Origin of the sequence: Paenibacillus alginolyticus DSM 5050 = NBRC 15375 (assembly GCF_000422905.1) — a bacterium.
In the GTDB taxonomy this organism is placed as follows: domain Bacteria; phylum Bacillota; class Bacilli; order Paenibacillales; family NBRC-103111; genus Paenibacillus_E; species Paenibacillus_E alginolyticus.
On the sequence record NZ_AUGY01000025.1, the window covers coordinates 67,563 to 91,739 of the forward strand.

Genomic DNA, 24,177 nt, shown 5'->3' on the forward strand with positions numbered 1-24,177 from the left:
TAAGAAGCACGAAATTCATTTACGAATTTTGTGCTTTTTTCAATTGTATGCTTGGCATTAAAATTGAAGGAGATCTGTCGAAAGATGTCGAAACGACTCGTAACTATCTATTTAAGGAGATGAGGAGTATGAGAACAACCGAAGCTGCTCCGCGGATACGACTTGTTCATATTATAACCCTATTGATGCTTATATCGATTTCGATCATATCTATCATTCAAATAGCTGCTTCGTTTAAAGCAGAACGAGATTCCTTGTATGAAACGACACTAGAGCTTAATTACGAAAGTGCAAAAAAAATGAGCGTGACCATGAACTCCCTTTTCAAAGCGATGGAGAATAGCTTGAAAGTGACCTCTGAGCACCTCGGGAGGAGTGAGCAAATACAAGATTCTATCCAAGCGCAATTGGATTTGGTAACAGGAAGTAGCAATTACTTTAACTCACAATTGGTCAGTGACGCCAATGGGAATGTCTTAGCTGTTTCTCCTGTTTCGGTAGGTCTCACTAGCAAAAAGCTGACATCGAAAGCCGTTTTAGATGCGATTGAGCAGCGAAAGCCTGCAATCTCAGCACCTTATGAATCTGTAACGAATAGGCTTATTGTATTAATGACAACTCCCATATTTAATTCCGCAGGCGGGTATCTAGGTTCTTTAGGAGGCACTATTTATTTACGAGAAAATAATGTTTTAAATGATATATTCGGTTCCAACAGCTACTCATCATCGGGGTCATATATCTATGTGGTCGATGGGGCCGGCAATCTCATTTATCATCCGGATCACAATCGATTAGGTGAGAATGTAAGTGCCAATCCAGGAGTAGCCAAGCTCATTAGTGGTCAAAGCGGCAAGGAAAAAGGCGTGAATACATTAGGCGTGCCAATGCTTGCTGGATACTCTTATGTACCTGCCAATGGGTGGGGAATCGTTGTGCAATCACCGCTGGAAGAGATAAATGAAAAGTCGATGGGTTTGATCCAAAATGCAATTTTATATTCATTTCCATTTCTACTTCTCATCCTTCTAATAACAGCATGGTTGGCCAAGAAGTTGACACTTCCCTTAGCCCGATTGGCTGCGACCGCCAATAAAATCTTGAATGGCAAGCAAATCGCAGATCTGCCGAAGGTAAGAACGAATACATATGAAGCCTATCATTTGTACAAAACGATGTTAATCACGATCGACGCTTTGCAAAAGAAAGCGAATCAATACGAATTGGAAGCTCAAACGGATAATTTAACGGGGCTTGCCAACCGAAGGAGCATGGAAACACAAATGCTCGATTGGTTGGAAGAAGGCCTTGATTTTTCACTCATCGTACTTGATACTGATCATTTCAAAGTGATTAATGATACGCACGGGCATCTTGTAGGAGATACGGTTCTGAAATATTTAGGAAAGCTTTTACTCGCAATGGCAAGTGAGAACGAATACTACTATCGGTTTGGCGGAGAGGAATTCGTTGTTCTGCTGCCCCATGTGACGAAAGATGATGCTTATCTGTATGCAGAGAAAATCCGTAATAAGCTGGAAATGACAATAAGCCCAATAGGTCAACCCATTACGGTATCTCTAGGTGTGTCCTCATTCCCAACAGACGGTATGACAGCACTGGAAGTGCTTGAGCATGCGGATCAAGCGCTTTATTTTGCCAAAGGAAAAGGGCGAAATTGTACCGTCGTTTACGATCCTAAGTATACATAGTCCAAAGACCTTAGTTCACCCGCAAGAATTTGCGGCATGAGCTAAGGTTTTTTTGTTTAAACCGGATTTCTGATATTGACAGCAATTGGTAGATAGCTTATAGTTATGAAAATATTTAAATCCGACTTAGTTTATTGGAATAATCATAATTATATCTTTTAGGTTATCTGGAGGGGCACTACGATGAATATTGAGAATATAGAAGCGTTCGTGTATGTCATCCATTACGGCAGCTTTAACAAGGCATCGGAAGTATTATTCCTTTCCCAGCCCTCGGTAACGGCTAGAATTCAATCGTTAGAACGGGAATTAGACTGTCAACTCTTTGATCGAATTGGCAAGCAAGTTCATTTAACAGATGATGGCAGGAAGTTTCTCCCTTACGCGCAGCAATTATTGCAAACCTTTCAGAAGGGTAAAATCCATCTTAAGCAAAAAAAGGCGCTGCCTAATGAGCTGCGAATCGGCTGTACGGTATCTGTATCTAATTACATGATGCCAGCAATCATCCCTAAGATGAAGCATAAATTCCCGGAAATCAATTTTAAACTAACGACTGGAATTACGGATGATCTCGTCAACAAGGTTCTGAACCGGGATGTGGATATCAGCTTTGTGCGTGGAATCACCCATCCAAGTCTTTTGTCAGCGAAATTTTATGAAGACCCTATTCGGCTCTATGTTTATGAAGGGCATCCCTTTATTGGGAAAGAGAACTTAACGATCCAAGATATCGGACGTCAGGCTCTTATTTTCTTTGAGTGCGGCTCCCTAGACTGGATGCGCATTCACCGTGTGTTTGAGAGTTTGAAGGAGTCGCCAAACATCCAGATCCAGACGGATAACTCCGAAACAGCCAAGAAGCTGGTTCTACAGCGGGCGGGTATCGCTTTCTTGCCTGGGCTTAGTGCTTGTCAGGAAGTTAAGGACAATAAGCTGTTTCCAATTGACTTTCCAGAGACAGCAGGCATTGCCTTGCAGACGAACTTGATTACGCTAAATGGGGAGAATACGTTGTTTTTCAACAGTATGTTGGATATTTGCAAAGGATTATGGGGCCGAACGAAAGGGTAATATCAGATTCTTATATATGCATATAGAAAAACTCTATTATCCAGTTGTGAAACTTGATGATAAATTAATTCTAACATTAATTCATACAAAACACGTAGGAATTATAAGTTTAATTTTTCAGCCTAAAAAAATGGAGGGTACACAGATGAGAAAATTAACAATCCTTGGAACAACACTAACTTTGGCTTTGGTCGCAGCAGGCTGCGGAGCGAAAAATACAGAAACTATCGCATCGCCAAAGGCGGCCGCTGAAAGTACGAGGGCTGCTGCAGCTGCCGGGGCGGAGCCTGTCAAAGTGAAGAAGATCATTGTTGGAACAGGTACCAAATTCCCGAATGTTGCTTTCCTTGATCAAGCCGGTAAGCTAACCGGTTATGATATCGAGCTTGTCAGAGAACTGGATAAACGGCTTCCTGATTACGAATTTGAATTCAAAACGATGGATTTCGCCAACCTGCTCCTCAGCTTGGAAACGAACAAAATTGACTTTGTAGCCCACGAAATCGAGAAGAACAAGGAAAGAGAGCAAAAATACCTTTTCAACAACGAGCCTTATGCCTACTGGAAAACAAAAGTTATCGTGGCCAAAGACAATACCAACATTAAATCCATTGATGATTTGAAAGGTAAAAAAGCATTAACGACTGCGACTAGTGCCGAAGCTACGCTTAGAAAATTATAATAAAGCAAACGATAACGCGATCAAAATTGTTTACCAAAGCGGTGCTGCCAACGACTTAGTAAGTCAGCTTACAACAGGTCGTGCGGACGGGGCATTAGGGGCGGATTTCTTGCTGCCACTCGTCGATCCGCAAAGCAAATTAAAAGCAGTGGGACCGATTATTGAAGAAGCTGAGGTTCGCTTCCTTTTCCGCAAAAATGATAAAGAAGGGCAAGATCTTGCGGATAAAATCGACGTGGCATTGAAGGCTGTGAAGGCAGATGGAACGCTTTCGAAACTTAGCACACAATGGCTCGGCGGAGATTATACGAAGAAAGATTAATGCTTTAAGAAAGAACTGTACAGAAAGGTGAGATCGTCCGAATGGAACAACAATTTGATATCACCTATGTCTTTGATTTTTTGCCTAAATTAGTCTCTTATCTGCATATCACATTGTTTATTGTAGCTTGCTCTATGCTGCTGGGTGTGATGATCGGATTCCTCATAGCTCTGCCTCGGCTGTATGAGGTTCCGGTGCTAAGAAGGATATCCCAAATCTATGTATCATTTTTCCGGGGGACGCCGATCCTCATCCAACTGTTCCTCATCTATTATGGTCTTCCCGAGGTGTTGAAGCTCATTCATGTCGACGTCTCTAAAGCACCCGTCCTGACCTTCGTCATTCTGACTTTTGGCTTGCATAGCGGAGCTTATATCTCGGAAGTCATTCGGGCAGCCGTGAAAGCCGTGGATCGAGGGCAAGTAGAAGCTGCCTATGCGATAGGAATGACAGGATACCAAGCCTTTACACGTATCATCATGCCGCAAGCACTTGCCATATCGATACCGAACTTCGCGAATCTGCTTATCGCCAATTTGAAGGATACTTCGTTAGCCTTTTCGTTAGGCGCGATGGAATTAATGGGGAAAGCGCAGACGCTTGGTGCGGCAACACAGCATTTTATTGAAACTTACATTTGTTTATCACTCATCTACTTTGTCATTTGCTACGGGCTGGAGAAGCTGTTCTTGGATATTGAAAAAAGACTGCTGCGGCATGAACAACCCATTGTTCAACGTCATTCGAAGTTGACATTTAGGCGCTTGTTTAAGACACCTTGGGCTGCATCCGCTCAAACGGAGAAAGGAGGGTATTAACCATGAAGCTGGATCTAGGGTTTATCGGTTCCGCCTTTATTCAACTGCTCTCGGCATTGCCCATTACGCTGCTAATTACGATTGTATCGGTTTTCTTCGGATTTCTGATTGGATCTGCTGTGGCTATCATCCGAATATACCGCGTACCTGTTATCCATTACATCGCAAGCGGCTATGTGACGTTCATCCGAGGAACACCGATGTTGATGCACTTGCTGCTCATTTATTTCGGATTGCCTGTGATTATTGATTCCTTGGCAACAGCCATCGGGTGGAGCTTTCGATCGACTTCTATTCCAATGATTGGTTTCGCCTTTCTTTCCTTTTCGATTACAGCAGGAGCCTACTTGGCAGAGGTCGTAAGATCAGGCATTCTAGCCGTGAATAAAGGACAGATCGAAGCTGCCTATTCCATCGGCATGACAACACCGCAAGCGTTAAGGCGCATCGTGCTTCCTCAGGCATTGGCCGTTAGCTTGCCGAATTTATCCAATTCGCTCATTGGTATGCTTCACGGTTCTACACTGGCTTTCACGGTATCCGTTGTTGAAATTAATGCCAAAGCGCAAATCGTTGCTACGACAAATTGGAAGTTTTTTGAATCTTATATTGCCGCGGCTTTCCTGTTCTGGGGAGTGACGATTCTGATCGAGAAGATAACAGAGCTGCTGGAGAAACGAATAAATATTTACAACCGAGGTGGTGTACGATGATCCAAATGGCGAATATCACCAAAGCATTCGGCAAGCATGAAGTGCTGAAAGGTATTAATTTGACGGTTAAAAAAGGAGAAGTCGTTTGTATCCTTGGCCCAAGCGGTTCCGGGAAAACGACGCTGCTTCGCTGCATCAATTACTTGGAGAAGCCGAATCAAGGTGAAGTATCGATTGGGGATTTCACCATCAATTGCAAGCGCCCGAGCAAACAGGATATTCACACGCTGCGCAAGAAAACGGCGATGGTATTTCAACATTACAATCTATTTAAACATAAGACGGTGCTGGAAAATGTGATGGAAGGCCTTGTCATTGTGCAGAAGCAATCCAAGGATATAGCACGGCAAACGAGCATTCAAATGCTGGAGAAAGTGGGGTTGGGCAGCAAGCTGGACGCTTATCCAAGCCAACTGTCAGGCGGACAGCAGCAGAGGGTGGGTATTGCCCGTGCGCTAGCTCTTAATCCAGAAGTGATTTTATTCGATGAACCAACCTCTGCACTTGATCCTGAACTGGTTGGCGAGGTGCTGGAGGTTATTCAGAAAATTGCCAAAGAAGGCATTACGATGATCGTTGTTACGCATGAAATGGGCTTCGCTCGAGAAGTTTCGAATCATGTTGTTTTCATGGACCAAGGTGTGATTGTGGAAGAAGGAAGGCCTCAGGATATTTTTAGCGATGCGAAGGAAGAGCGTACGAGACAATTTCTGAAACGAATTACGCCGGAGTATACGTATAACATCTAAATTTACGGCTTGAACGGAGTGGATGACATGGGGATCAAACTTAGCATTTTGGATCAAAGCGTTATTTTCCCTGGGGAGAATGCGGAAGCCGCGCTGCAGCATACGGTAGAGCTTGTACAATTAGCGGAAAAGTTGGACTATCACCGCTTTTGGGTATCGGAGCATCATGATTCCGATCAATTGGCAGGTTCATCGCCCGAAGTGCTAATTTCTCATTTATTAGCGAAAACAGAGCGCATTCGCATTGGCTCTGGCGGCATCATGCTGCAGCATTATAGTCCATATAAAGTTGCTGAAAACTTTAATGTCCTGGCTTCATTAGCACCTGGGAGAGTAGATCTCGGTATCGGAAGGGCGCCAGGCGGGCTTCCTCGATCTACCAAGGCTCTACAGCAGGGCATCACGGAGCCAGCTACTTTATCAGAGAAGCTGAAGGAACTCAAACAATTTGTTCATAATCGATTGGATGTTGATCATCCGCTTACCGGTCTTCGGGTATCTCCGATTCCGACACAACCAGCGGATATCTATCTGCTTGGCGCCTCTGCGGCGAGTGCAGAATTAGCTGCTGAATTAGGGCTTCCTTATGTATTTGCCCAGTTCATTAATGGTGATCATGCTGTGGCAGCTGCCGCTTTCGAAGCGTATCACACTGGATTTAATCGAGAATATGGCGGACAGCCGAAGGCGATCTTGGCTTTGTCCTTAATTGTAGCTGACACAGAAGAAGAGGCCAACGTGCTGGCTGGCGAGTATAAAAATGTTAAAATCCATTTGGAAAACGGCAAAACCTTGACGGTAGGAACCCTTGAACAGGCCGAGGAGTATGGACGGCAAACGCAAGCCAAATTCACCGTAGAAGAGAAAGCGGCGGAGATTACGAAAGGCACCAAAGAATCCGTCCGCCAAAAGCTGCTGGACATCCAGCATACGTACGGAGTAGATGAGTTCATCGTTACTACGTCGGTGAAGGATTTCGCCAAGCGCTTGCGATCCTTTGAATTGCTTAATGAGGCGTTCTCGGAGCTGCTTGTGTAGGTAAAAGGCATATGTCTTCTAGAGGGGGAATGAGCATGAGTGATGCGCTATCGGAACAATTGCAGTCGGCATTTGATCAGAAGCTGATAGCGATTCGGCGCCATCTGCATCAAAATCCGGAATTATCGAACGAAGAAGTTCAAACCACCGCATCGATCCGAGGCTGGCTGCAAGAAGCGGGCATCCGAGTGGCTAACTTTCCGCTGAAAACAGGTCTCGTCGCGGAAGTTGGAGGTCTGCACGAAGGACCCATTATTGCGCTACGAGCAGATATTGATGCTTTGCCTGTCGAGGAAGCTACTGGACTGGCTTACGCCTCATTGGTTCCGGGCACCATGCATGCTTGCGGACATGATTTTCATACCGCAGCCATACTGGGCGCCGCTTTCTTATTAAAGCAGCAAGAGAAGGAGCTGCGGGGGACGGTTCGCTTCATTTTCCAACCGGCGGAGGAGAAAGCGCAAGGAGCGGAGCAGGTCATCAGAAGCGGTGCTTTGGAGGGGGTTCAGGCGGTATTTGGGATGCATAACAAACCCGATCTTCCTGTGGGCACAATCGGTATTAAACCGGGACCGCTCATGGCTTCTGCAGATGGCTTCGTTGTTGAAATCGAGGGAAAGGGTACACATGCTGCGGTGCCTGAAGCGGGGATTGATCCGATTGTAACCGGCGCACATATCGTCACAGCACTGCAAGCGATTGTAAGCCGGAATGTGAGTGCGCTGCAAAGCGCTGTGATAAGCGTCACCAAGATACAAAGTGGAACCGCTTGGAATGTCATTCCGGATAAAGCTGTGCTAGATGGAACGGTGAGGACATTTGACGAGGAAGTTCGAGCCACAGTTCTGAACAGGTTCGATCAAGTGGTTCATGGTGTAGGGGCTGCTTATGGAACGAAGGCATCTGTCCGATGGATCAAGGGTCCGCCAGCCGTGCAGAACGATGCGGGGTTAGCGGAATTAGCAACGCGAGCAGCGGATCTTGCAGGTTTGCAAGTCATTACGCCTACACCATCGCTAGCTGGGGAAGACTTCGCGTTCTATCAGAAGAAGGTGCCGGGTATTTTCTTATTCATGGGTACATCGGGTACGCAGGAGTGGCACCATCCCGCTTTTGATCTCGATGAGCGCACGCTGCCGATCAGCGCCAATTATTTTGCCATATTAGCGGAGCAAGCTCTTAAGCATATAAGCTCTGAATTCGAAGTGGAGGTATCAGGATGAGTCAACTTGTAATCGATATTGGGCCTTATATAGATACAAATAAACAGCTGAGAGCTGCGATTGACGGACTTACGGATGAGCAGTTGACATGGAAGGAGAACGCGGATAAATGGAGTGTGACAGAAGTTCTATCTCATTTGACCGATCACAACATTGTTGTTTCCTTTCGCATTCGTGAGATCATCTCTGGATCCACGGTCCAACTGCCTGCCTTTGGGCAAGATGCTTGGGTAAGTAGTTCCAAGGCGAATGAAGGCGCAGCTGTAGATATTTTGGACGCCTTCCAAGCGTTATTGACCTATAACAGCTTATTATTGCGAAGATTATCCCCCCAAGATTGGGAGAAAACGGGTGTTAACTTCAAAGGACAGACGTTAGCATTAACGGATGTCGTTCAATCTTTTACCGCACATGTTCAGGTGCATCTTGCCCAAATAGAGCGGATTAAAAAAGCTAAGCAAACAGCGGCTCTTTAATGATATAAAACCGACTAAACCTATATGTGATGGAAAGAGGTGTGGGGGAAATGAGTACAAATAGGATACGGATTCGTGAAGCCCTTGCGGAAGACCGTGAGCTGATCAGGCAGCTTCTTATTGATGCCTACAGTCAGTACGAAGTGGATCTCCCTCCCGAAGGATGGCAGCAGTACAAAGACAACATACTTGCCTCTGTAGATGGCGACGCTCCTTCTGCACGACTAATTGCCGAAATCAATGGGGAAATCGTGGGCAGCTCCCTCTTGTTCCTGTCTTCCCAGGTTGCCTATGGACTTCCTGAATTAGATATCCATACGCCGATTATTCGCTTATTGGCTGTTTCCCCACAAGCTAGAGGCAAGGGAGTCGCTACGGAGCTTATTAAAGAAAGCGCGCGGCGAGCGCTGGAATTGGGTGCATCGACGCTGCACTTGCATACTTCCGATATGATGGAATCTGCCGTGAAGCTTTATGAGCGTTTAGGCTTCGAACGGGCATTTGATAAGGATATTCAGAAGGGCGAAAACCTAGTTAAGAGCTACCGTCTGCAGCTCAAAGAAGCAGCGATTCTTCAATAATAATCATAAGGACGTGATGACGATGACAAAACAAAAGCAATTGAAGCTTGGAGCTATCATTCATGGTGTCGGTGGAAACATATCGGGATGGCGTCATCCCGAGGCGATTACGGACGCCAGCGTCAACTTTGGTTTTTATAAACAGCAGGCTCAGAAAGCTGAAGCCGGTAAATTCGATCTGGTTTTCATTGCGGACGGTCTGTACATTACCGAGAAATCGATCCCTCATTTTTTGAATCGGTTTGAACCGATTACGATTCTTTCGGCGCTGGCTGCTGTCACGACCAACATCGGTCTTGTGGGTACGCTTTCGACCTCCTACAGCGAGCCTTTTACAGTGTCCAGACAATTCGGCTCGATTGATCTGATCAGTGATGGGCGTGCAGGCTGGAACGTCGTAACTTCACCTCTTGAGGGATCGGCTAGAAATTATAGCAAAGACCAGCACCCCACACATCCCGAACGATATCGCATCGCGAATGAGTTCTTGGAAGTAGCGCGTGGGCTTTGGGATTCCTGGGAAGACGATGCATTCATCCGAGATAAAGAAAGCGGCGTATTCTTTGATCCGAGCAAGATGCATACGTTGAACCACAAAGGGGAGTTTTTCTCCGTGCAGGGTCCGCTTAATATCGCGCGTTCGAAGCAAGGGCAGCCGGTTATTTTTCAGGCTGGAGCGTCTGAGGATGGGCGGGCTTTCGCGGCTAAAGTTGCTGATGCCATATTTGCCGGACACGAAACGATTGAGGAAGCCAAGGCTTATTATCAGGATATTAAAAGCAGAGCGGTAGCTTATGGACGATCAGCCGATCAGCTTGTTATTCTTCCTGGGATTAGCCCAATTATCGGACACACGGAAGAAGAAGCGGAAAGCAAATATCAAGAGATTGCTAATTTGGTTACGATTGATAAAGCATTGGATTTTCTAGGGCGCTTCTTTGAGCACCACGATTTCTCTCAATATCCATTGGATGAACCTTTCCCGGATCTCGGTGATTTCGGCAGCAACAGCTTCCGCAGCGGTACGGATAAAATCAAACAAACTGCGAAAGAGAAAAACCTCACGCTTCGACAAGTGGCGCTTAGCGTGGCAACGCCGCGCAATGAATTTACGGGAACACCTGAACAAGTGGCAGATCGTGTCGAACTCTGGTTCAAAGAAGAAGCGGCAGACGGCTTTATTATTGCTGCAGCTCTTCCCAAAGGGTTGGACGATTTTGTCGACCTCGTTGTGCCAATCCTGCAAAAGCGCGGTATATACCGCAAAGAGTATGAGTCCGACACGCTGCGCGGAAACTTAGGCGTCCCGATTCCTGCTAATCGCTACACGAAGGTAGAGGCCACAATCTAATCGTTAGGGAATATTGGACTATTTAACCGCCCGTTTTGGGCGGTTTTATGACGTTTAGGTTGAAGTATTTCCCAAAGCAGCTTCGAAATTCCAATATTTGAAAACATATGTCTAATCGTTTAAACTGTGAACATAGACTATTGTGGAGAAAAATGTAGCCTATAGTCAAAATGTGTTACTAAATCTTATAGGTGGTGCTGAAATGAGTACGTTTAAATCATGGTTTTCAAATGCAAAATCAAACTTGTCTGACCAAGTCAAAAAGTTTCAAAACAAAGATTTTCTGGATGCCGTTGTAGCGGGTTGTGCGATAGTAGCATCAGCTGATGGCAGCATTGGTAATACAGAAAAAGAAAAAATGATTGGTTACATCAGCCGCAGCGAAGAGCTTAAAGTTTTCGATGTGAGTAATGTCATCTCTCGTTTCAATCACTTTGCTGGCAATTTTGAGTTCTCAAACATTGTAGGCAAGCAAGAGGCGCTTAAAGTTATTTCCAAGTTTAATAATAAGCCTGAAGTTGGACGAATCATCATTGCGGTATGCTGCGCAATTGGTGCTGCAGACGGAGATTTTGATGAACAAGAGAAGAAGGTTGTCAGAGATATTTGTACAGCGCTGAACCTCAATCCTGGCGAATTTAGTCTGTGATCGTCGATTTACAAAACATTTAATCGGAAAAATGAAACGTGTTCGAACTTCATCCGTATCAAATGAAAGAGTGTACGAATACAGGACATGAGAGGAGGTGACCTCGTTGACAATTAGCTTGGTCAAAGGTCAAAAAATTGATTTAACCAAAGGTAATGCGGGTCTTTCCAAAGTTGTAGTTGGACTAGGTTGGGATCCTGCGGTTGTGGAGAAGAAAGGTTTCTTCGGATCCAAAAAAACAGCTGTTGAAATTGATTGCGACGCTTCCGTCATCTTATTAGATGAGAATGGGAAATTGACGAAAGAGAAGAATGTTGTTTTCTTCGCTAACTTGCAAAGCCCTGATGGTTCCGTTGTTCACTCCGGTGATAACCGCACGGGGGAAGGCGATGGCGATGATGAGCAAGTATCTGTTAATTTAGGACAAGTTCCTGCGGATGTTAGTAAAATCGTATTCGTTGTTAATATCTACGACTGCGTAAATAGAAAACAAGATTTCGGTCTCGTTCAATCCGCCTATATCCGTTTAGTAAATGATTCGAATAACCAAGAATTAATTAAATTTAATCTGACTGAAGATTATTCCGGTAAAACATCCCTGATTGTTGGTGAACTTTATCGTCATAGCGGCGAATGGAAATTCAATGCGATTGGTGAAGGCAGCACAGATACAACGATTGGCCAATTAGTTAAACGATATCAATAAGATTAAACAAATCCCCTATAAAGCGAGGTTATTTCAATGGCAATTTCACTATCCAAAGGTCAAAAAGTAGATTTAACAAAAACAAACCCAGGTTTAACTAAAGTTATTGTTGGTTTAGGTTGGGACACGAACAAATATGATGGCGGTAAAGATTTCGATCTAGACGCTTCCATTTTCGCTGTTAATGCTACTGGTAAAGTAGGATCTGAATCCGATTTCATCTTCTACAACAACCCGAAGAATGCGAACGGTTCTATCGTACATACCGGCGACAATCGTACCGGTGCAGGTGATGGAGACGATGAGCAAATCAATGTTGATCTGAGTGCAGTTCCGGCAGAAACGGAAAAAATTGCTTTCTGCATTACCATTCATGATGCTGAAGCAAGAGCGCAAAACTTTGGACAAGTTTCCAATGCTTACGTTCGAATTCTTAATGAAGGTTCCGGCGCAGAATTGATCCGTTTTGATCTTGGCGAAGACTTCTCCATTGAAACAGGCGTAGTCATCGGTGAATTGTACCGTCATGCCGGCGAATGGAAATTCAGCGCGATCGGCAGCGGCTACAAAGACGGTCTTGCAGGATTAGCTCGCGATTACGGTTTGCAAACGTCCTAAGATCTTACTTATTATGCTAGTTTTTTTGCGAAAACTCTAAGATAATGCTTACGATGCTAGTTTTCTTGCGAAAACTCTAAGGAGATGCAGCAATGTCAATCAGCTTGTCAAAAGGTCAACGAATTGACTTAACGAAGACCAATCCTGGCCTCACTAAGGCTATTATCGGATTAGGTTGGGATACGAACAAATATAGTGGTGGTCATGCATTCGATTTGGATGCGTCGGCCTTTCTGCTGCATGCTGAAGGTAAAGCCAAAGGGCTTGAGGATTTCATTTTTTACAACAACTTAGTTGGTGTGGGTGGTTGCGTTCAACATACGGGCGACAATCGGACAGGTGATGGGGATGGGGATGACGAGCAAATCAAAGTTGATTTCTCCAAAATCCCTGCGCACATTCACCGAGTCGGCATTGCAGTAACGATCCATGATGCGACTAATCGTGGTCAAAATTTTGGACAAGTATCGAATGCGTTCGTTCGTCTTGTTGATGAGGTAACGAATCGGGAGATTTTACGTTATGACTTAGGCGAGGACTTTTCGGTAGAAACAGCCGTTGTCATTTGTGAATTGTACCGAGACAGCCAAGGTCAAGAATGGAAGTTCCAAGCTGTTGGAAGTGGTTTTCAAGGTGGTCTTCAAGCCCTGTGCAAAAACTACGGACTTGATGCCCAGTAAATTCAGAATCAGGTGGGGTGGTGCTAGTAAGGCATCACCCTTCAATTATGGAGTACGGAAGGGACAGCCCTTATGCATATATCTCTTGTAAAAGGCCAAAAGACGGATGTAACAAAAACAAATCCGGGACTCTCACAGATTGGTATTGGACTCGGATGGAACTCTCCTGCGAACATAGATCTGGATACCTCAGCATTCTTGTTAGGCGCTAGTGGGAAGGTAGATAATGACGAACAGTTGGTATTCTACAACAATCCAACAAAAAGCGGTGTGAATTTCATTGATCAACCCTCTCATGGAACCGATAAGAAGCAATTTACGATTCAATTTTTGGGCGTTCCAGCCAATGTTGAGAAAGTTGCTATCACACTAACCATTCATGAGGGTGAGAAGCTAAAGCAGCAATTCAGCCAAGTGACACAAGCTTATTTACGGATTTTTCATCCTAGCACAGGGCAAGATATGTTGCGATATGAATTAGGAAATCAATTCTCCGTTGAGACAGCTATTGTTGTTGGGGAATTATATAGATACGGCACAGAATGGAAATTCAGTGCGATTGGATCTGGATTTTCCGGTGGATTGAAAGCGCTGTGCGGTAATTTCGGAATCGAGGTTAAGGATGAACCCACACCTAGCCCTGTACCTAATCCGACACCGACGCCTCCCCTAGTTCCAACACCGGCGCAAGCTGGTAAGCCTCCCCTCATCCCTCCGGCACCAATTAATCTGAATAAGATTGAATTGAAGAAGAAGGGCGATCGCATTAGCCTTGAGAAGAAGACAACAGGCAATCTCGGGGAAATAGTCATTAATTTAAACTGGAATCAGAAGAAATCCGGTGGATTTTTCGGTAAAAGCAAAGTGATCGATCTGGATCTTGCTTGTTTATATGAATTGAAGAACGGTGAGAAGGGCGTTATTCAAGCGCTTGGCAATCGATTCGGTTCACTCCATCGAGAGCCGTATATTGCCTTAGACGGTGATGATCGTACGGGCTCCGTCACTACAGGGGAGAATATTCGAATTAATGGAAATAAGCTCTCTGAGTTTGAACGCATTCTAATTTTTACTTTCATTTACGAAGGTGCAACCACTTGGTCTGAAGCAGATGGCGTAGTGTCCATCAAGCAAGATGGCGGACCTGACATCGAAGTGAAATTGAATGAACATGATAATCGTCAGGGCATGTGTGCTATTGCATTAATTCGTAACCAAAATAATGAAACATTTAGCATTGAGCGGCTTGTTCAATATTTCTCCGGTCATAAAGCGTTAGATGAAGCCTTTGGATGGGGAATGAGATGGGTTGCTGGAAATAAGTAAATAATTGCGAAATATACAGGAGGGTCAAGGCATGTCAGATTTTTTTCAAAGTTTTATCAACAACTTCCTTAACTTTTTCAACTGGGAAGTGCTTTCAACAACACTTTCTGATCCGGTTAGCTGGGGTATTATCGGGACACTAGTTATACTAGAGGGTCTTTTATCCGCTGATAACGCATTGGTACTAGCAGTAATGGTAAAGCATTTACCGAAGGAGCAGCAGAAAAAAGCTTTATTCTACGGACTCCTAGGTGCCTATATTTTCAGGTTTATAGCTATTGGGGTAGGTACATTCCTCGTTCAAATTACTTGGATTAAAGTGCTCGGAGGCGCCTATCTTCTTTGGATTGCTATCAGTAATCTTTTCTTCAAGAAGAAGGAAGAGGAAGGGGAGGTTCAGAATAAAGGACTTTCCTTCTGGCGTACTGTACTTGCAGTAGAAGTCATGGATATTGCTTTTAGTGTCGATAGCGTACTTGCTGCTTTTGGTGTAAGTGACCAGGTTTGGGTATTGTTCCTTGGAGGCATCATCGGTGTACTTATGATGAGAGGTGTGGCGCAAGTCTTCTTAAAGCTCATTGACAAGATTCCAGAGTTGGAGAAAGCAGCCTTCATCCTTATTATCATTATTGGTCTTAAGATGATTGCCGGCGCATTCGGTGTTCATATTTCACATGTTCTTTTCTTCTCAACTCTGATTGTTATATTTGGAGGCACGATTGTATTAAGTTTACTTCGCAAAAAGGACAAGCAGGAATCAGCTAACTAATCATACTTACTATACAATCCCTCCTTTATGGGGGGATTTGTTTCTTAAACGAAGAGGGAGGAATCGGGATTGAGATATTTTAATTATTTAACCGCTGATGAAGAGAAAGCTCTATTTTATTTACCTCCGACTTCCTTCCATAATCATTCGCGTAAAGAAATCCTTGCTTATTCTATTGGTGCTGCACTGTATATGCCTGCTACACGTCCTACGTTCGCGGAGGATATCGCTTTTGGTAAAATTGAAGGTCTTGTCTCAGTAATTCTTGATTTGGAAGATGCCGTCGGTGAAAATGAGGTTCATTCGGCAGAAGAATCATTGGTGAATCAAATGAATAAATTAGCCACCTTCATTGAGGTCGGAATTCTTCATTCGGACAATCTTCCGCTTTTATTCGTACGTGTAAGAAGTGTGAATCAGTTAAATTATTTGATCGAACGATTAGAAGAAAATGTATCCCTTTTAACGGGATTTGTATTCCCGAAATTTACTGCAGACAATGGCGAAGCTTATTTTCAAATACTAGAAAATTATAATGATGAGAAACCCCCTTCCGCCCCCATGCTATATGGTCTGCCCATTCTTGAGTCTGGACCTGTTATTTATAAGGAAAGCCGTACACATACCCTTCAAACGATTAAAGAGATCCTCGAGCAGTATAGGAATTTGGTCCTCAATGTAAGAATTGGTGCTACGGATTTCTCCAGCCTATTTGGTTTGAGACGCAGTCCAGACATGACCATTTATGACATAACGCCGATTCGAGATTGTGTAGCTGACATTATTAATATATTTGGGCGTGTTGACGCCTCTTACGTTATCTCTGGGCCTGTATGGGAATATTTCCCTCAAAAGGGATTGGTTCGCGAAGTCATTATGGATAAAGAGAACGGTATGATTGGTAAGACGATTATTCATCCTACTCATATTAAGCCCGTTCAAGCGCTATATGCGGTGACTCATGAAGAGTATACGGATGCTACAAGTATTATTGCTAACAATAATGGCGATTATGGCGTTATTAAGAGCGCATATGCCAATAAAATGAATGAAATCAAACCTCATTTAAGCTGGGCTAGACGTATTCTCTTACGATCACAAATTTATGGGGTGCTGCATGAACAACAACAATATGACGGATTATTGCTCAAGCATAATCGAGCATACGTATAAGATCGCAGGCGATTTAGAGCTTCAAGTGACATTGACGTCTAATCCTTATGAAATTCCCCTCGATTCACTGTTCGCCATGGCGGCAAGAATCAATAAGAAACGATCTTTTCTGTTTGTTAGCAAGGTGCTTGGTAAACATATCCCTGTAAATCCGTATTCCTCCTTATTAAGCGGAGCTTCACTGGGACTTCTTTTACAACAAGCCTTAAAAGGTACTATGCCGCAGCAGTTAATCCCTCAAGCTATTCATGGCATTATCGATCCTTCTCAGGCCGAGGCGGCCTATAAAGAAATTATGTCCTATCGTCTAAGTTTACCGAATTCCGTTGCTTTTATAGGGTTTGCTGAAACTGCCACAGCCATCGGACATGCCGTTTATGAAACCTTTGGTCAGGGTGGCAGCTACATTCATACCACGCGTGAAGTGATCGAAGGATCGGAATCTATCATTAATTTCAGTGAGGAGCATTCGCATGCAGTAGCTCATTATTGTTACGCGAAGGATGCTCAGACGCTTGCAGATCCGGAGATTGTAGTCCTTGTTGATGATGAAATCACCACAGGTAAGACATCTTTGAACATTATTAGAGATATGCAGGGGAAATTTCCGAAGAAAACCTACTATATCCTTGCTCTGCTTGATTGGAGAACCTCTGAGGATCAGCAGCAGTTTCTGAAGCTAGAACGGGAGTTAGGTATCTCCATCCACGTACTTTCTTTAGTCAAAGGTGAGGTAAAAGTAACAGGTTCATCTGAAAGTTTAACCCCCCAAGTGCCTGTCCTTCCTAATCCAGATCAAAAGGGATCCATTCACTTTACGTTTCTAGGTCATCTATTTGTTCATGCTCATTACGTGAGCCAACATCCATATTTACAGCATAGTGGAAGATTTGGTCTTACTCCGGAGGAAAGCGAACAAGCTAGTCATTCGATATCACAAGCCGCCAAGCAGTTGAAACTTACCCGAATGGGGAAGAAGACGTTGTGCGTAGGCACAGGTGAGTTTATGTATATCCCCATGCGAATTGCCGCTGAAATGGGAGATGGTGTGTTTTACCAATCGACGACGAGGAGTCCCATTCATACGATTGATACAGAGGACTATGCAGTCAAGGTAGGCTATCCGTACTCATCTCCGGAGGATCCCGAAGTCACTCATTACTTATATAATGTTCCGGTAGGCATGTATGACGATCTCTATTTATTTATGGAAAGAGAAGCAGATCCAGCTTCGATGCAGCCATTGCTACAAATACTTCAAACGCGAGGGCTGAAACAGATTCATATTGTCATTCTCTCTCCTCAAACGGTTGAATGGAAGGAGAATGCAGTATGGAAAACTGGCGAGTTAAACCAATAGAAGAGCCTACGCACTTGGGCAGCTATCCAGCTTCCGATGTGACATTCCTGCTTAAGGATTTGAGCGAGGTTAAGCTGGAAAAGTCGATGGATGCGAGAGAGCTAGCCATTCAATCGGGTACTCATTATTCGGAAATGCTACCCCAAGAACATCTGCCAACGCCCGATTATTTAAAATTGTACCGAGAGACGCTGCAGATGTCGGCCAAGAAGGTTGCATTAGCCGTCGGTACTACGGCAGAGCTTATTCGAAATAAAAAAGGACCGAACACGGTGCTGGTCTCTCTTGCTAGAGCGGGCACACCGGTCGGTATTCTAATAAGACGCTACCTGCAAGAGGTGCATCAGCTGGATTTGCCCCATTACAGCATCTCGATTATTCGAGGAAAAGGGATTGACGAGAACGCATTGTTTTATATCCTGCAAAAGCATCCAGACGCGAAGCTTCAATTCGTCGATGGGTGGACTGGCAAGGGAGCAATCCGTAGAGTACTTGTAGAGGCTTGCAGCAAGCTTGAACGAGATTACGGGATCAAGTTGGACGATGATCTTGCTGTGCTTGCTGATCCTGGCCATTGCACGGATATGTTTGGAACGAGAGAGGATTTCTTGATTCCGAGTGCATGCTTGAATGCGGTGGTTTCCGGTTTAATGAGTCGAACAGTGCTGCGTGAAGATCTCATAGGGCCGCATGACTTTCATGGTTCCAAATATTATAAAGAGTGGTTGGACCAGGATCTCTCCAATCATTTTATTGTAGAGATTGTGCCCTTTTTTGGTGAAGTAGTGACAGAAGCACAGCATAGTGCTCGTGAATTACTTCAGCATCCTCCGACAGTTTCATGGAAAGGTTTACGTGATATTCAAGCGATTCAGAACGAGTATCAGATTGCAGATATTAACTTGATCAAACCAGGTGTTGGAGAAACGACCCGTGTACTGCTTCGCAGAGTGCCATGGCGGATTTTAGTAGACCGATTAGATAATCCGAATATTCGTCATATCCTCCTTTTAGCTGAAGCTAGGGACGTGCCCATTGAAGTATACCCAGATCTCACTTATTCCTGTTGTGGTATTATTAAATCCGTGAAAGGAGATGCCGAATGATATTTGCAAGCGATTTAGATCAAACGTTAATCTATTCACAGCCTTTAGAGCGTGCCGAAGAATTAGGCAATCAGATTATTATAGCTGAGCTCATAGACGGAAAAGTGAGATCGTATATGTCCTCTAGTTCCTACCAGCAGCTTCAAAAGTTGATGACGGAGCGCATTTTCATTCCGGTAACGACACGAACCATGCAGCAGTACAATCGTATACATTTAATTAGTCAAATGTTGAAGCCCACCTATGCCGTTACAAGCAACGGCGGGAATATTCTGATAGATGGACAACCCGATCTGGAATGGCAAGCCTCTGTAGTTGCTCGCGTTAGTGAATCAAGTGACCATGTGCAGGATGTCAGGATTCTGCTAGATCGAGTCCTTAGTCCGGACTGGGTCATCAGTTCTAGCTATTGCGACGAGCTATTTTTTTCCCATATCATTGACCGAGCAAAGATGCCGCTGGAGGAAGTTACTCAGATGAGTGCAGAGCTTCAGCGCATGGGCTGGAGCACTTCCATTCAAGGAAGAAAGGTTTATGTCGTTCCGCAAGTCGTTAATAAAAGAGATGCCGTTCAGCATCTCAAGCAATTAACAGGGGAGCATCAAGTTGTGGCATCTGGTGATTCCCTTTTGGATCGGATCTTGATTGATTTCGCGGATTTCTCTATCGTCCCTAGGCACGGAGAATTATATCGACAAGAGCAGCTTCAATCGACGGGGGACTACTCATTTACCGAGGAATCTGGGATTTTCGCTACAGATGAAATTCTTAAGTATGTTGAATCCGTAAACATAGAGCAAAAGAATCTATTTGTCATAAAGGAGTCCTCATGAAAAAAGTATGGTTTAACCGTTGGTTCTCGGTAGCCTATCATTATATGAATAGCATTCGCAATAATGAGGATGGCGTCCAGTTCAAAATGTATGCCACACATCCGGATCGTACCCACATGGCGCTACAGGCGGCTGATTACGCGGATACCGAGCCTGTTTTAGGCGATGATGAGTATGTAGAGTTTGCCCTAGATTTCTGTAAAAAGCATGGCATTGATGTATTCATTCCCAGATTGCATATGTATGCCATTGCGAAGCATATCGATTTATTCGAAAAAGTAGGTACGAAAGTAACCGTTTGTCGTGACCTTGAGCTTTTAGAAAACTTGTTGGAGAAACAAAAGTTTTATGAAGCCATAAGGGAAAAGAACATTATTGCAATCCCTGATTATCGCGTGGTGAATACGGCAGATGAATTTATGACCGCCTATGAGGCACTTGTAAGTGCAGGTCATCAGGTTTGTATGAAGCCTACAAATGCCGAGGGCGGTATGGGCTTCAGAATCATCAACAATGGGCGGGATACATTAAGTGACCTGTTCGGTACTGTTACTCCCTATCTTTCTACGGAACAAGTATACAGGACCTTATCATCCGTAGATCGTTTCGAGGATTTGATGGTGATGGAATTATTAAACGGCTTTGAATACAGCATCGATTGCTTAGCATCGGCTTCCGGTGAATTACTTGCCGCTGTGCCGCGTCGCAAAGCGGATGGACGGCTAAGGCTGCTGGAGGAAGTGCCTGAATTGATCGAAATCGCACATCAGGTTGCAGCTACCTACAAGATCCCGTTTAATTATAACATTCAAGTGAAGTACAATCTGGGTGTTCCTAAATTACTTGAGATTAACCCGAGAATGTCTGGCGGTCTGCATGTGACTTGTCTATCTGGCATTAACTTCCCTTATTTAGCAGTGAAATCAATTTTGGGTGAACATGTGGACAACCAAAAGCCTAATTATGGCATCCTGGCCAGTCATATTGAGAAATACGTGATTATGGATTTAGGCGAATAAAAGAAACCGTGCATCATATCTTTGAATATAGATGAATAAATCTGTCAAAGAAGGTGCACAGGATGATCATAAGCGGGATTATACTTTCTGGAATAATCATTGTGCTCATTGTCGTAGCAAGCGCTGAAAAAGCGGAATATGTGTCTAAATTCATTGAAAAATAGTCATCTATGAAACCTGAAAAGGTTTCTTTTTTTTGTTATGATTTGGTAGAATATAAGAATAGATTTGTGATGCTGGGGAGGGGGCTGTACGTTGCTGGATTTTACATTTGAGATTGTTGACGAGTCTACAATTAATACCAGAATTTTGTATGCCAACGAATGGTTCACATTTAATATATATGAGAAAGATCATGTTTGGACACTTCATCCCTTTGATGGTATGTTAATACGAAATAAAGATATGTGTCAGCTGGTGATTAATGAGCTGCTCAAAAATAAATATTTTCATGTCATGTGCGCGAAAGAGAATATCTTGTTGTCAGAGCTGCGGACAACGGTTGATTTAAGTAATAGAACGAGCACGTCTACACCTACTCCTTCACCTAGAGAAGAACGGTTGAATGAAGAGCTTCCCGACGATATAAAGTCATTTATGGATTATCATACCTTGGATGAAATTATAGATATGGAGAAACAAATGATTCATAAACGAATGGCTTTTTACAAACAAATGTTAGAGGCCATGTTCATGCAAGGGGCGGGACCGGCTGACGAGGAATTTATCCAGATTCAATCCATTTATGTGATGTGGAAAGGATCGTATGAGAAATTAAGTGGGTTAAGCGATCAAGATTTGTCTGGCGGGAAGAAGAGATGGTAGTATAGAGGGAGAAATAAATACCATAGAGTAGATATTCAAAAAGCCGTAAGGCTTATTTTTTTGCCCTATCACAAGATAAAAAGGAGTACCAGATGAGCATTCCCAAAATAGAAACACCGAAGATCCCTAAAGAAATCCCCCCCATTACACTGACGAACGAGGAAATGCAGCCGGAAGATAGCTTTCATACGGGTCTTATAAGCGATTGTATCATTGACAATCAGTCCGCATATAAAGTCGCGTTTGATAAAGTGATATTTCGAAATGTTACTTTTACTCGGGTCTCGATGAAAGACATAGAGCTGACAGATGTTATTTTCGAGAAATGCGATCTATCCAACGTTGATTTTGGTGAAGCTACAATCCATCGAACTGAATTTAGAAATTGCAAAATCATGGGTATCGACCTAACAGAAGCAACCGTCCGTAACGTCTTATTCCATACCTGCTTGGCCGACTATGCAACCTTTCGAATGGCTAATTTCAAGCAGATTGTATTTCAGGAGTGTTCGCTATTAAATGCCGATTTCTACGAATCTACAATGCAAAAAGTGCATTTCGATAACTGTCAGCTGGACCGGGCACAATTCACGGGTGTGAAGCTTGCAGGAATAGATATCAGCAGCTGCGAATTCACAAGTTTAGGTGTGAGTGTAGAGGATTTGCGCGGCTGCATCATTTCGAGGGGACAAGCCTCTGTTTTTGCAAGTCTTTTTGGACTTATATTGAAGGAATAAGGGGAAATAATAAAGGAAATTGCTCCGGCAGCATAGTATATCCATGAAATGAGGAGTTAACCTTGAAATTCGGTTTTGATATCGATGATACACTTATTAATTTAAGAGAACATGCCTTTCATATTTATAACCATAAGCTACAGCAAAATATTGGCTTAGACGCCTTTCACGCCTTAACGACGATGGAAATTCACAGTGCCTTTGGTTTGACGAAAGAAGAAGGAGGTAAGCTGTGGTCAAGCCTCCGCGATGACATTTATTATTCTCAATGTCCTTCTTTTGCCCACGCCGTTGACATCTTGCAGGAACTAGTAAAACAAGGTCATGAGGTGTACTATATTACAGCAAGAGCTAAAGAGCATACAGAAAGAACGAAAAACTGGCTAATAGACAATGGTTTCCCGGTAGTTGAGGGACATTTTTATTGTGGGATGAGTGATTCCGAGAAAGTACATATAATTGAAAAACTGAACTTGGATTATTATTTTGATGATAAACCAGCCGTTCTGGAAACCTTGTCACACCTCCCATTGAACATATATGTGAAAGATAGACCGTATAATCAACACTTGAACCTACCGAGGATTGTATCTTGGGATGAACTCCGAGAAATTATAAAATGATACACAAAGCTGAACTCCTTATTGTTAAGGGGTTCAGCTTTTTACTCTTTTTTCTAGATTTACAATAAATACAAGCGTAGATAATCATCCAATGACGAGCCGTAGTAGGAACTAGTTTACTTGCTGGTCTAGGCGGAGCACCCAAGCCTGCCGCAGCTGCGAGCAACATGGTACCGAACTATGAAGTGAACCTTCTCCTTAACCCAAGCGCAGTTCTTGGATCTGATTTTAAACTTACAAGCAGCGTAAAAAGTGCATTTGGCATGCCTGATAGCGTGACCAAGATGAACGTCCAGTTCATGGACACGAACGCCAAGGACATTTATAACAATGGGTGGAGTCCAAGGATTCGTAAGACAGAGGGCGAAAACGACTTTGAGCTTACCTACAAAAAGCGCTATGCAGTTATTGGCAACGATATAAATGGTGCCTTAACACTGGCAAACCAACAAGGCTTTGATTCCGGAGATACGGGCTATGAGGCGCAAGTCGAGTGGGGATATCAGAAGAAAACACTAAGTATCACTCGTCCAAAGACAGGTACTAAATCAGGTTATAGCGGTATGGTTCTCCCAAACCTGGCCGATTCCCGCAGTCTTCTGATTAATAATGCACCTGATAAATTCAATAATTGGCTCTACAGTGGTTGGGGGACTAGCAAGCTTGCTTCTTCTCGTGTCTACGGTCCGGTTCTAGCTGTTACTGCTAAACCATACTGTCCGCCAATTGACGGCGTATGCTGTCCTAAACCTGACGGACAAGCTGTCCAGTCGATGGTTTAAAAAAAGGGAGAATCAAGAACATTCTCCCTGGATGACGCGTTTGACCATATGATCGTCGATGATGCGATGCCCATTCTGGGCGCCGTAGATTAAACTGTGTGTACAAACTTTATTGACGAGTCTAGCTGAGCCGCTAGAAAACCGATAAATATCCTCAATCGCTCCATCCGAGAAGATCTCATTCTCAGCCCCAGCATACGTCAAATGACGCTTTATATAATCCCCAACCTGT

Annotated in this window: 25 protein-coding genes and 2 pseudogenes; 26 read left to right on the forward strand and 1 reads right to left on the reverse strand. The window is 43.8% G+C overall.

The window, feature by feature from the left end; translation table 11 throughout:
* The first annotated feature begins 128 nt into the window (after window positions 1-128).
* The 26 genes and pseudogenes from G519_RS0113425 (at window position 129) to G519_RS42915 (ending at window position 23,945) form a co-directional block, all read left to right on the forward strand.
* Window positions 129-1,712: a sensor domain-containing diguanylate cyclase gene (locus tag G519_RS0113425; RefSeq protein ID WP_051253372.1), complete on the forward strand. Its 1,584-nt coding sequence runs from the start codon at window positions 129-131 to the stop codon at window positions 1,710-1,712.
* 183 nt (window positions 1,713-1,895) lie between these two features.
* Window positions 1,896-2,786, forward strand: coding sequence for a LysR family transcriptional regulator (locus tag G519_RS0113430; RefSeq protein ID WP_029195138.1), 891 nt, complete (start codon window positions 1,896-1,898; stop codon window positions 2,784-2,786).
* A gap of 145 nt (window positions 2,787-2,931) precedes the next feature.
* A pseudogene (locus G519_RS42900) lies at window positions 2,932-3,790 on the forward strand (transporter substrate-binding domain-containing protein).
* Window positions 3,791-3,831: 41 nt separating this feature from the next.
* On the forward strand, window positions 3,832-4,608 hold the full coding sequence (locus G519_RS0113440) for an amino acid ABC transporter permease (protein ID WP_029195139.1): 777 nt from the start codon (window positions 3,832-3,834) through the stop codon (window positions 4,606-4,608).
* Window positions 4,609-4,610: 2 nt separating this feature from the next.
* The gene (locus tag G519_RS0113445) at window positions 4,611-5,321 is read left to right on the forward strand and encodes an amino acid ABC transporter permease (protein WP_029195140.1); all 711 of its coding nucleotides are present in this window, start codon (window positions 4,611-4,613) and stop codon (window positions 5,319-5,321) included.
* The gene (locus G519_RS0113450; protein WP_029195141.1) at window positions 5,318-6,070 is read left to right on the forward strand and encodes an amino acid ABC transporter ATP-binding protein; all 753 of its coding nucleotides are present in this window, start codon (window positions 5,318-5,320) and stop codon (window positions 6,068-6,070) included. Before G519_RS0113445 ends, G519_RS0113450 begins: the two co-directional genes overlap by 4 nt.
* A 27-nt stretch (window positions 6,071-6,097) precedes the next feature.
* On the forward strand, window positions 6,098-7,108 hold the full coding sequence (locus tag G519_RS0113455; protein ID WP_029195142.1) for an LLM class flavin-dependent oxidoreductase: 1,011 nt from the start codon (window positions 6,098-6,100) through the stop codon (window positions 7,106-7,108).
* Window positions 7,109-7,137: 29 nt separating this feature from the next.
* On the forward strand, window positions 7,138-8,331 hold the full coding sequence (locus tag G519_RS0113460; protein ID WP_029195143.1) for a M20 peptidase aminoacylase family protein: 1,194 nt from the start codon (window positions 7,138-7,140) through the stop codon (window positions 8,329-8,331).
* The gene (locus G519_RS0113465) at window positions 8,328-8,807 is read left to right on the forward strand and encodes a DinB family protein (RefSeq protein WP_029195144.1); all 480 of its coding nucleotides are present in this window, start codon (window positions 8,328-8,330) and stop codon (window positions 8,805-8,807) included. Before G519_RS0113460 ends, G519_RS0113465 begins: the two co-directional genes overlap by 4 nt.
* 50 nt (window positions 8,808-8,857) lie before the next feature.
* Window positions 8,858-9,388 (forward strand): GNAT family N-acetyltransferase, encoded by a 531-nt coding sequence (locus G519_RS0113470; protein ID WP_036632854.1) that lies wholly within the window; start codon window positions 8,858-8,860, stop codon window positions 9,386-9,388.
* 22 nt (window positions 9,389-9,410) lie between these two features.
* Window positions 9,411-10,739, forward strand: coding sequence for an LLM class flavin-dependent oxidoreductase (locus G519_RS0113475; protein WP_029195146.1), 1,329 nt, complete (start codon window positions 9,411-9,413; stop codon window positions 10,737-10,739).
* Between the two features lie 202 nt (window positions 10,740-10,941).
* Window positions 10,942-11,388 (forward strand): tellurite resistance TerB family protein, encoded by a 447-nt coding sequence (locus G519_RS0113480; RefSeq protein ID WP_029195147.1) that lies wholly within the window; start codon window positions 10,942-10,944, stop codon window positions 11,386-11,388.
* Between the two features lie 106 nt (window positions 11,389-11,494).
* Window positions 11,495-12,094: a TerD family protein gene (locus G519_RS0113485; protein WP_029195148.1), complete on the forward strand. Its 600-nt coding sequence runs from the start codon at window positions 11,495-11,497 to the stop codon at window positions 12,092-12,094.
* A gap of 36 nt (window positions 12,095-12,130) precedes the next feature.
* Window positions 12,131-12,712, forward strand: coding sequence for a TerD family protein (locus G519_RS0113490; protein WP_029195149.1), 582 nt, complete (start codon window positions 12,131-12,133; stop codon window positions 12,710-12,712).
* Between the two features lie 92 nt (window positions 12,713-12,804).
* The gene (locus G519_RS0113495; RefSeq protein WP_029195150.1) at window positions 12,805-13,392 is read left to right on the forward strand and encodes a TerD family protein; all 588 of its coding nucleotides are present in this window, start codon (window positions 12,805-12,807) and stop codon (window positions 13,390-13,392) included.
* Window positions 13,393-13,464: 72 nt separating this feature from the next.
* Window positions 13,465-14,718, forward strand: coding sequence for a TerD family protein (locus G519_RS0113500; RefSeq protein WP_029195151.1), 1,254 nt, complete (start codon window positions 13,465-13,467; stop codon window positions 14,716-14,718).
* 31 nt (window positions 14,719-14,749) lie between these two features.
* Entirely contained in the window at window positions 14,750-15,487 is a 738-nt protein-coding gene (locus G519_RS0113505) for a TerC family protein (RefSeq protein ID WP_029195152.1), read from the forward strand.
* A gap of 69 nt (window positions 15,488-15,556) precedes the next feature.
* Entirely contained in the window at window positions 15,557-16,660 is a 1,104-nt protein-coding gene (locus tag G519_RS0113510) for an HpcH/HpaI aldolase/citrate lyase family protein (protein ID WP_029195153.1), read from the forward strand.
* Window positions 16,605-18,020 carry a phosphoribosyltransferase family protein gene (locus G519_RS42905; protein ID WP_051253373.1) on the forward strand — a complete coding sequence of 472 codons (1,416 nt, stop codon included), beginning with the start codon at window positions 16,605-16,607 and terminating at the stop codon, window positions 18,018-18,020. Before G519_RS0113510 ends, G519_RS42905 begins: the two co-directional genes overlap by 56 nt.
* A complete protein-coding gene (locus G519_RS0113520; RefSeq protein ID WP_064743447.1) occupies window positions 17,993-19,126 on the forward strand; it encodes a cysteine protease StiP family protein in 1,134 nt (377 codons plus the stop codon). Before G519_RS42905 ends, G519_RS0113520 begins: the two co-directional genes overlap by 28 nt.
* On the forward strand, window positions 19,123-19,959 hold the full coding sequence (locus G519_RS42910; protein ID WP_051253374.1) for an HAD family hydrolase: 837 nt from the start codon (window positions 19,123-19,125) through the stop codon (window positions 19,957-19,959). The genes G519_RS0113520 and G519_RS42910 overlap by 4 nt, the downstream gene beginning before the upstream one ends.
* The gene (locus tag G519_RS0113530) at window positions 19,956-20,978 is read left to right on the forward strand and encodes an ATP-grasp domain-containing protein (protein ID WP_029195155.1); all 1,023 of its coding nucleotides are present in this window, start codon (window positions 19,956-19,958) and stop codon (window positions 20,976-20,978) included. The genes G519_RS42910 and G519_RS0113530 overlap by 4 nt, the downstream gene beginning before the upstream one ends.
* 255 nt (window positions 20,979-21,233) lie before the next feature.
* A complete protein-coding gene (locus G519_RS0113540) occupies window positions 21,234-21,803 on the forward strand; it encodes a hypothetical protein (protein ID WP_029195156.1) in 570 nt (189 codons plus the stop codon).
* Between the two features lie 92 nt (window positions 21,804-21,895).
* Window positions 21,896-22,540, forward strand: coding sequence for a pentapeptide repeat-containing protein (locus G519_RS0113545; protein ID WP_029195157.1), 645 nt, complete (start codon window positions 21,896-21,898; stop codon window positions 22,538-22,540).
* Between the two features lie 62 nt (window positions 22,541-22,602).
* Complete coding sequence (locus G519_RS0113550; protein WP_029195158.1) at window positions 22,603-23,163, forward strand: 5' nucleotidase, NT5C type; 561 nt, start codon at window positions 22,603-22,605, stop codon at window positions 23,161-23,163.
* 167 nt (window positions 23,164-23,330) lie between these two features.
* Window positions 23,331-23,945, forward strand: a complete 615-nt coding sequence (locus G519_RS42915) for a hypothetical protein (RefSeq protein WP_244280106.1) — start codon at window positions 23,331-23,333, stop codon at window positions 23,943-23,945.
* 12 nt (window positions 23,946-23,957) lie between these two features.
* Here the strand turns inward: G519_RS42915 and G519_RS48960 are convergent.
* Window positions 23,958-24,177, reverse strand: a pseudogene (locus tag G519_RS48960) (AAA family ATPase); the annotation flags it as partial.